This is a genomic window from Myxococcaceae bacterium, from assembly GCA_016000045.1.
Classification (GTDB): domain Bacteria; phylum Myxococcota; class UBA727; order UBA727; family JABDBI01; genus AER2-1.
On record JAECQY010000002.1, the window covers coordinates 150,830 to 159,776 of the forward strand.

Consider the following 8,947-nt stretch of genomic DNA (forward strand, 5'->3'; position numbering starts at 1 on the left):
TATATCATAGACCACGATTTATGCTAGGGATGCGAGAATGAAAATACGTGAATGCCAAGTACCAGGCGTTGCGATCGCTCAAAACCCAGCTGAGATTGGAGTAATTTACCGTGATTATTGCGGAAAATCGGCGCGCGAAGTTTGAATACGCCATTTTTGAAACCCTTGAATGCGGAATTGTTTTGCTTGGAACGGAAGTCAAGTCGCTTCGAGACCGACATGTCAATTTCGCGGACTCTTATGCTCTTCTTAAAAACCAAGAAGTCTTTTTGATCGGACTTAAAATCGAGCCTTACCAATATGGCACCCACGTCAATCATGAAACCGATCGAACTCGAAAGCTTCTTCTCAATCGATCAGAAATTGAAAAATTAGCAAAAGAAACGGATCGAAAGGGCCGAACACTCGTTCCTCTCAAGCTTTATTTCAAAGAGGGAAAAGCGAAAGTCTTAGTCGGTGTAGCAGAAGGCAAAACAAAGTCTGATAAACGCGATACCATCCAACAACGAGAAGGAGACCGTGAGATTGCCCGAGTCATGCGTCGAGGCCAACGTTAAGCTCAAAGCTTCCTTATTGACAAACATGAAAGCCTTTTCAATCCTCATTCTTATGTATTGGATGAAATTTACTTTTATCTTTTTGCTCGTTTTACCAACCGATTTAGCAATTTCTGCGCGAACTTTCGGCATTATTTCACGAACCCGCTATCAGATTCTCTCCTGTTCAGGAGCCGGGAACAATTGCTTTTTCCATGCACTCAGGCAAGCGGGAATCGATATCCAGCGCCAAGATGTCATCCATTTTTTAACCCGAAATCGAGAACACCCCACCATACAAACCGCAGTCCACCGAGTAGCGGCCCAAGAACTTCTGACATTTTCCGGAGAACTCGAAGCACCCATCCAAGAGTTTCGGGCTTATCTCGAGCAACATCCTTCCGAAGCCATGGCTAACCTTGGTTCCAACGAAGATCTTTATTCGTGGTTTGTCGAACATCTTCAAAATGGAAATCCCATGCCGTTCGAGCGAGATTGGCAAGAGCTGCCAGGTCCTGATTTTTTTGAACTTCTTGGGCAAGCATTTGACTTCGATGTCCAGATTCTGTCTCGTTCCCAGCAGATTCCAAGCCATTACGAAGTCATTCGTCAATTTCAAACTCCGACTTCAACCCGCAGACGTCACGTTGAATTGCTTTTTCAAGCTGGCGATATAGGTCATTTTGAACTGCTCGTTGATCCAAATGCAGGAAGCCCGATTCCAGCAACCGTTCAAGATTATTTTCACAATATTATCACGCCCTATACATCGGGCGCTCTTTATACAAATGCTAGCCTTCGGGCAAGCGGAAATTTTGGACAAATCTTCTATGTCAAAAATCGAGATCGAAGCTACGCTGCGAAATGGGTTATTGGCCAGAATTCGGATTCATTTCGAGCCGAACAAGAAGCCTTGCGAAGACTGCATTCTCCCTTTTGCAACGGTCTGATTGAACTCTTTGAGAGTTTATACGATGGGAATTACCTACTCCTGCTCGAGTGGGTGGGAGGAGGAAGTCTCCGCGAAGCCATTAAAACTCAAGAGTTCGAAGACTATCAAGTCGTTGCGATTGCGACTCAACTACTCCTGGCCTTGAAACATATTCATGATCAAGGAGTGATCCACTGCGATATAAAACCCCAAAATATTTTGCTGAACCCAGGCGGAAATTATGCGCAAATCTGCGATTTCGGGCTCGCTGAAATCGATTCAAAGCTCCACAAGCAGGGCGTTTTAAAAGGAAGCCCGAACTACATGGCTCCAGAGGTGATTCAAAACGGAATGATAACTCCCCAAGCGGACATCTGGGGGCTCGGGGTAACACTCTATCGGCTCTCTTTTAAGCGGCATCCCTATCCGAGTAACACTTTCATGGAGACGAGGGAAAACGTCTGGCAGCCCATCGCATTTCCAAGATCCCAGCGCTTAACCCCCGTGTTAGAACGCATGTTTGAGACAGACTATCAAAGACGCCCAAGTGCAGAAGATCTCTTGAATGAGCGGCTCATTCAAGTCTTTTTGACCATGCTTGCTCACGTTGATCCAAGAGTTCCAAGCGAACATCGAGCATCTTACCGCGATCAAATACGGTTGATCGATTGGTCGCAGCCTATCTCTCAATCCCATCAAAATCCACCGTTTGTGATCGCCGTTAATTACCTTAATGGTTCGTTTACCCTCCTCGTATCTTGGAAAAACTGGACTGCGATAACCGAATGAATTGGGTTTTTATTATTTTTTTTATCTTTCCCGGCTCATTGTATGCGAAACCATTTGAGATTTCATTTTGGCCACTGTCAAAAAGCCTTGAGGGGCTTCGGTATTGCTTAGGAGGAGGCAAAAGTTTCGATCCAACAGCAGCGGAAGTCCGAACGCAGAACTTTGACATCGTCCCGGCTTCTCCCGCGTGCAATAACTGTTTTTTTCACGCTTTAAACTTAGCCGGCATTGAAGTTGAACGTACCACGCTGCTGCACAATCTATACGAAAGGGCTTCTCAGACAACCAATCCCCTTGATCTTTCCTGGGTTCTTTTACAATCTGAAATTGCTGCATCGATTTCCGTGGGGGAATATCGCGCTCCTGAAGGTCAAAACTATTTGGGAGTTGCTCGTCACTATCTCTTTGACCACCTCAGTCGAAGGCTCGATTCGGACGGTGTGTATCCCATGATCGGATTCTCACTAGACGAGCCCGGATTAATTGACTTAATCGCTGACGAACTCCGAATTGAGATTCAAATTTACGAAATTGATTCTCGGACCCATCGCTCAATGCTTCTGAGACAAACGATTCCTCTTTCGGAGAATTCTCATTTTCCTACCGTCCGATTGGCTTACAATCGAACTCGCCAGCATTTTGACTGGCTGCGTCAAATTGAGGCTCCACTGCCACGAAACACCCAAGAATTGTTTTCGCACGAAGAACCGTCTCAGGACTTGAGCAAGGCTCTTTCATTGAAACCCGATTCCATTCGAGAAGCTTTGTCCGAACTTCTACCCCACCTCATAAATCCCTACGATCGACGATGGATGGCTCTTTGGCAAGAAGTTGCTTACCAAATCCAGGAAAGGACTCTCCCATTCGATAGACAACCTTCTTATCCTTACGAAGCCGTTCAGCACTTCATTGAGTGGCTTCCTTTGCGTAACGTACAACCCTACAATCTAGGTATTCTGGATCTGATCGCAGACCTAGCCAATCTTTCGATTGATATCTACCGTCCTCATGAAAATGGTTCCGCCTACACCCTTATTCGTCACACCACCTCCTTAACGCAACGCCCTGAGAATGCTCCCAATGAGCTTGTCCTGTTGAGTTACCATCCAACGGATCATACCTATCAAGTTCTCTTAACTCGATCGGAGTGGATTCACCAAAAGCTTGAGCAAGTTAGCGAAATTCATGTTCCAGAAGGATTTTGGGATACCGAACAAAGCATTGAAGTTTACAACGGCTTGCTCGCTCTGTTCGAAGGTACCCTACGTTATTGCTATGATCGATACCAACAGAGCTCCAAAAGTGCTTATTCTTTGCAACGAGTCTTATCAGCGGTTCGAGCTGAGAAAGATGCGAACCATACATCCGCTCAAATTCAATATGACTTTGCTGTCATGTGCTATTGGTTTTGCTACACGGCTCAAAGCGAGCTGGGAATCCAGCCCGAAGCGAGTCCAATGGATGATCTCATTCTTTTTATCCGAGAAAATTTTTCCTTGCCCCGTTATTTGATTGAACATACTTTTACAGGAAATTCGTTTCAAAGAAGAGAATTAGTTGATTGGGCAAGAACTTTTTCACGAAACAACCGTACAAATCACCGCGCTATTTTTCTTCGCGATTTGGAGATCATTGATTCATCGGATCCCCTGGAAAAGGGTCATTTTTTAGCCCTTTCTTGCTTACAATCACGCAAAGCCATTATCGATCAATTCTATCCTAAAAAAGAGCGAAGCGAAACAACTCCCGATCTGCTAAACGAACACAGAGCTTACTTGGAGCGGATCCGAGCGGAACGCCAGAAAAAACAATCCAAATCTCGAAATCAACGCGCCGATCAACCAAACCAGAAACCAGAGCTTGCGCATCAAGACGATTCATTCGCACAAGAGCTTCGTAAACAACAAAGATCCGAAACGAATCAACAACGGATAGAGCGGCAACAATTTTTAGAAGAACGCAAAATGGCTCAAGAAATTTTCAAGACAGCCATTCTATTTCATATTGCCCAAAGAACCCGCCGAGCTCAAGAGCGCCAAGCTCAAAGTATTTCAACTGCGCCATTCGATGCGACACTCCTTCACGAAACAAGCCCCAATTGGCCTGCCATCTACGAAGAAATTCACCGCATTGGAGGGCAAGTCTTTCTCAACGCTCAAGGAAACAATCGGCACATGTTCCAATGGACCGGAACAAACGGAGAAACCGTCATCCATTTCTTTGACTCCATTCATGGCAGCCAACGTGAAAAAGGAAACAAAGCAGCAGCGATCGTTGGGCTCAAAAAACGCTTAATGGAAAGCGGCCTTATTTAGCTGAATAGCGATCCGCTTCTCTTTGTCGGCGTTCAAAGCTTTTCAGCGCCTTGGAAGCCTCTTCATAAATACGGTCGATTAACTCCTCTTCATCGCCACGTTCAGAAAACACAAACAGGTTAAAAAAGAAACTTTGCATGTTCGGGTATCTGGTTTGATAAGTGGAGCACAAGTCAAATAGTCTGTTTCTTAGTGAAGGAGCTGAAGGAAGCAAGACCAAATCAAAAATAAATTCGTTTAATACATCGATCTCTGTTGGATTGGATTTTCTGAAAAGCTCCGCCACACTTTGTGTTCCCCCATTTTGTACTTCAGGGCTCTTTCTCTCGGAGTGATACGCCGCCTCAATCCATTCTGCAACATCGAAGCTTGAGTACTGTTCCCTAGGCACTGGCCTCGGAACCTGAATTTTCTCTGGAGAATTTTTGAGAGGCTCGAATGCTTTCGCAAACTTACGAAGACAGGGAGGTATTCTCGGGTAAGCCAAAGGGGGCTGAAGGGGATTACGAGGTTCGGGAGGAGGAGTTCGGTCAACCCGAGATCCATCGTCGGCTTCAAAAGCTAAAAACTCACCGGAATCAACCGTATCCGAATTATTAACGCAGCGAGAATGAAAGCCCCCTGCAAACATCGTAATCGATGACAACCAAACAGCCGCTAAATAGATCCATCTAAATCCACTAATCTGCTTCATGAAGCCCTATAATACAGATGTATTTTTATTTAGCAAACGCTTTCATTGAAAGATCTGAGATCTCTTAAAAGATCCTAAAAAAACCTTCAAATGCCTCTTCTTTAAACTGGATTAACCTACTTATTTTCTTTCGCTTGCTCAGCCGATTGCAGAATCGCCGCCGGTAGTTTCGAGCTAATTTCTCAAACCGAGTCGCAATGCCTCTCAAGGGTTTCAGTCTCGCGAATAAATTTTCAACAAGATGTCGGTGCTTGTACAAGCTTTGAGCTTGGCTGGGGAACTAGGATTCGAACCTAGATTAACGGAATCAGAATCCGCGGTCTTGCCATTGGACGATTCCCCACTTTCCCTTTTCTAAAGAAGGAGGTATAAAAGCGCAATGGGTTTTTTTGGACTATTCGGAAAGGGTGCCCCTACCCAAAAGCAGATTGATAAACAAGTCACTCACTTGAAGGAACAGTACGCAAAGCCAGAATACCGCCAAATGGCGATGGATAAGCTGCTGGAATGGAACACCAAAGAGTGCCTTGCTGCTCTGCTCAATCGTTTCAAAGTCGTTGTTCAATCCCCTTACTGGGATGAGAAAGAAAAACGCTGGGTCGTTGATCAGCTCGTTGAACGCGGATCGGTGGCCAGAGAAGCCCTGGAAGACTTTATTCTCAAAGAAGATCAAATCACCTACGCCATTGCCGCTTACCGCAGAATCAGCCTGGAAGAAGAGCTGATTGCTCTCTTAAGAAAAGCGCTTGAAATGCGTTTGCCAGAAGACTATCGCTCCTCTGCAAGCAAGGTGGAGCTGATTGCAGCCTTAGAAGAGTACGACTCCTCGGATCTTTCCGAGCTCCTGATCCCCTACCTAGTCGATCACCACGATGATGTTCAGTGCCTGACGCTGGATGTCGTGGCTAGAAAAAAATCCGAACGCGCCTACCCCTCTTTGCTCAGCATGCTGGAAGAAGAATCTCATTCCGCACGCGTTTTACGCCACACGGCTCTCAAAGTGGCCGAGCTTGAACTGCTGATTCCCGAAAACCTGTCTTTAGCTCCGGAAATTCAAGAAGATTATGTTATCAAAGCCGGAAAACTAACGACCCGCCGCTAAACTCATGCCTGCAATCGTTCATAAATTAATACTAGAATCCAAAAATATTTCGACTGTTATCAATTCGTATTATTCGGAGTTTTTTCAATGAGTTATTCAAACCGCACCGCTTTTGTACTGAACGCAAATGCGCGCAGCGTGACGGATCAAGTCGTCGCGAAGCTGGTCAAGTTAATCCCTGCAGGAGATCTCTTCTATTCGAAATCCATGGAAGATTCTGAGAATCACTACCAAACCATCTTAGAACGAGGTTATGGATTCGTGTTTAACGGAGGCGGTGATGGAACCGTGGTCAATGCCATCAATACCCTGCATCGCATCAGCCGAAAGTGTCGCAACACCCAACTTCCCAAGGTTGGTATTTTGAAGCTTGGAACCGGGAACGCCATGGCTCAATTAGTCGATGCTAAGCGAGCCTATGCAGATGTCAGCCATATTGTCCAAGGTGGCACTATTTTTCAAAAGCCAATTAGTCTCGTAGAGTGCGATGACGGAACACTCACACCATTTGCAGGGATTGGCTACGATGGCGAAATTTTGAACGACTACGTTCATGTCAAAGAAAAACACGGTTTCACCTCTATCTCAGCCTATCTTTGGGCTGCCTTTACTCGAACTCTCCCCAGACATATTTTCTCTCGAAGCTCAGCACCCGTGATTCGAATCAAAACCCTACAAACAGCCTATCAGATGATTGAAGTCGATGGACAGGATTGCGAAGTTGAGATTCCAGCGAATACCCTCCTCTACGAAGGACCAGCGGATGTGGCCACAGTAGGCAGTATTCCTTGGTTCGGATTTGGTTTCACCGCGTTTCCTTTTGCATTCCGCAAGGCAGGTTTTATCAATCTGCGGATTTGCAACATGGGTCTTCGAACCGTGGTGACGAACCTCTACCCGGCTCTTTGGAAAGGCACCTTCCGACACGCAAAGCTAAACGATTTCTTGGTACAAGAGGTTTTAATTGAAAGCGATTCACCGTTGCCCTATCAGATTGGAGGCGACGCCTCTGGTTATCGAAATCGCCTCCGGTTTAAAGCTGGTAAACAGCAGGTGCAGTTCGCAGAGCTTCCCAAAGAACGTTTACCAAGCTTGGAACGTCTCATATTAGGTCTTTTGCCCGCATTTTCAGGAGCTTCCAATTGAGATGGATCGCGGTTATTTCAACTGCTTTTTTATTTGCATGCGCTACGCCTGTCCGCATCAGGCCTCTGGAGCTCTCAAACACTTCCTGGAAACCCGTTAACATCAAAGGCGCTCAACAAGCCTGGATTGTTCCCGGCGAGGGTTCTTCGCTTTTGGTGGATGTTCATTGCAATCCTCGCGATTTAAACGTGCCTTTAATCGGCCTGACGGGTCAACTTTTAATCGGCATGACGGACCAGATTCTGATTAGCCAAACCAAGATTCCCTACCAAGAACGTGAAGCTTTGCTCAGCACCTACGAAGTGAAGGTAGATGGAATCCCTCAAAAAATTCGAACACTGGTTTTGAAGAAAAATCAATGTATTTACGACCTCGTCCTATCGGCCCCAATTTCCGATTTTGACCGACGGGTCTGCGATTTTGACCATATCCAGCAGCATCTTAAGCTTGAGCTTAATCCATGAAAATATTTCTTCGGCAATTGGCTTACGTGGGCAGTGCCACTGAATTGATCGGTATCTTCGTAAGAGATCTTTTTAAGTACAAACTTGAATGGCCTGAAATCAAGCTTCAATGCCAGCAAATTGGGCTTTACTCGATGCCCTTAGCGGGGATTACTTTGCTCTTTGTCGGGTTCGTTTTTGCTTACCAGTTTGGCCTATCGATGGCCACGTTGGGAGCAACACCGTACATCGGCAAGCTGGTGAGTCTTTCAGTGGTCCGAGAGCTCGGCCCTGCCTTTACGGCGCTCGTCGTTGGGGGCAGAATTGGCTCTGGCATGGCAGCAGAAATTGGTTCGATGAAAGTGACGGAGCAAATTGACGCGATCCGAGCCTTAGGCGGAAGTCCCTATCCCAAATTGCTGATTCCACGCGTCATTGCCGCAACTTTCATGCTTCCAGTGCTCACGGTTATTTCCAGCTTTATTGCGATATTGGGTGGGATGCTCATCGCTTGGACAGAATTCAAGCTCTCTCCCCTCGCTTTCTATCAATCTTCTTTGCAAACCGTCAGCTTTAATGACTTCTGCTCCGGATTCTTCAAGCCATTTTTCTTTGGATTTGGGACTGCGATTATCGGCTGCCTACAAGGATTCCGTTGTGAAACCGGCACCGCTGGAGTCGGAAAAGCGACGACTCAAGCCGTCGTGAATATCTCACTGACCGTCGTTTTTTTCGATTTTTTGCTCACCCGATTATTCAACCAAATTTGGCCTCATTAATCCTATTTACAAGCTGTGAACAGAAATGGCCTCGTTTTTGGAGTTTCCGTTTGATCGGAAAACCCTAACTTCTCCGACCAACAACTTGACATTTGATATCGGCGGGTATTTGATGACGCTGAATAAAGCTATTTAGGAATCTCAAATATGAACCAGCATTTTTGTATTTTCGTACCTGTAATCTTTTCAAGTTTGTTGCAAGCTCATATAGA

General features: G+C 45.8%; 8 protein-coding genes, 1 tRNA gene and 1 pseudogene. 7 read left to right on the forward strand and 3 right to left on the reverse strand.

All coding sequences use genetic code 11. The features are described from left to right. The first annotated feature begins 110 nt into the window (after window positions 1–110). The 3 genes from smpB (at window position 111) to I8H75_01980 (ending at window position 4,571) form a co-directional block, all read left to right on the forward strand. Entirely contained in the window at window positions 111–557 is a 447-nt protein-coding gene (gene smpB / locus I8H75_01970; protein MBH2006104.1) for an SsrA-binding protein SmpB, read from the forward strand. Between the two features lie 61 nt (window positions 558–618). Then, entirely contained in the window at window positions 619–2,256 is a 1,638-nt protein-coding gene (locus tag I8H75_01975) for a serine/threonine protein kinase (protein MBH2006105.1), read from the forward strand. Then, on the forward strand, window positions 2,253–4,571 hold the full coding sequence (locus I8H75_01980) for a hypothetical protein (protein ID MBH2006106.1): 2,319 nt from the start codon (window positions 2,253–2,255) through the stop codon (window positions 4,569–4,571). The genes I8H75_01975 and I8H75_01980 overlap by 4 nt, the downstream gene beginning before the upstream one ends. On the opposite strand, the gene I8H75_01985 is transcribed toward I8H75_01980, so the two are convergent. The 3 genes and pseudogenes from I8H75_01985 to I8H75_01995 form a co-directional block, all read right to left on the reverse strand. After that, a complete protein-coding gene (locus I8H75_01985; GenBank protein MBH2006107.1) occupies window positions 4,564–5,265 on the reverse strand; it encodes a hypothetical protein in 702 nt (233 codons plus the stop codon). The two genes, I8H75_01980 and I8H75_01985, sit on opposite strands and share 8 nt — an antisense overlap. Before the next feature lie 163 nt (window positions 5,266–5,428). Beyond that, window positions 5,429–5,524 (reverse strand): annotated as a pseudogene (locus I8H75_01990) (transposase). Window positions 5,525–5,534: 10 nt separating this feature from the next. Continuing rightward, a tRNA-Gln gene (locus I8H75_01995) sits at window positions 5,535–5,608 on the reverse strand. A gap of 36 nt (window positions 5,609–5,644) precedes the next feature. Here I8H75_01995 and I8H75_02000 point away from each other — a divergent pair. The 4 genes from I8H75_02000 to I8H75_02015 all read left to right on the forward strand — a co-directional run bounded on the left by I8H75_02000 (window position 5,645) and on the right by I8H75_02015 (window position 8,735). After that, complete coding sequence (locus I8H75_02000; GenBank protein ID MBH2006108.1) at window positions 5,645–6,367, forward strand: hypothetical protein; 723 nt, start codon at window positions 5,645–5,647, stop codon at window positions 6,365–6,367. A gap of 87 nt (window positions 6,368–6,454) precedes the next feature. Further along, window positions 6,455–7,513: a hypothetical protein gene (locus I8H75_02005; protein ID MBH2006109.1), complete on the forward strand. Its 1,059-nt coding sequence runs from the start codon at window positions 6,455–6,457 to the stop codon at window positions 7,511–7,513. Then, window positions 7,510–7,977 (forward strand): hypothetical protein, encoded by a 468-nt coding sequence (locus I8H75_02010; GenBank protein ID MBH2006110.1) that lies wholly within the window; start codon window positions 7,510–7,512, stop codon window positions 7,975–7,977. Before I8H75_02005 ends, I8H75_02010 begins: the two co-directional genes overlap by 4 nt. Continuing rightward, complete coding sequence (locus I8H75_02015; GenBank protein ID MBH2006111.1) at window positions 7,974–8,735, forward strand: ABC transporter permease; 762 nt, start codon at window positions 7,974–7,976, stop codon at window positions 8,733–8,735. Before I8H75_02010 ends, I8H75_02015 begins: the two co-directional genes overlap by 4 nt. Window positions 8,736–8,947 lie beyond the last annotated feature (212 nt).

Coding starts and splice junctions, on each gene's coding strand:
- I8H75_02005 (MBH2006109.1), top strand. CDS start 6,455: ATGAGTTATTCAAACCGCACCGCTTTTGTACTGAACGCAAATGCGCGC.
- I8H75_01975 (MBH2006105.1), top strand. CDS start 619: ATGAAATTTACTTTTATCTTTTTGCTCGTTTTACCAACCGATTTAGCA.
- I8H75_02015 (MBH2006111.1), top strand. CDS start 7,974: ATGAAAATATTTCTTCGGCAATTGGCTTACGTGGGCAGTGCCACTGAA.
- I8H75_01980 (MBH2006106.1), top strand. CDS start 2,253: ATGAATTGGGTTTTTATTATTTTTTTTATCTTTCCCGGCTCATTGTAT.
- I8H75_02000 (MBH2006108.1), top strand. CDS start 5,645: ATGGGTTTTTTTGGACTATTCGGAAAGGGTGCCCCTACCCAAAAGCAG.
- I8H75_01985 (MBH2006107.1), bottom strand. CDS start 5,265: ATGAAGCAGATTAGTGGATTTAGATGGATCTATTTAGCGGCTGTTTGG.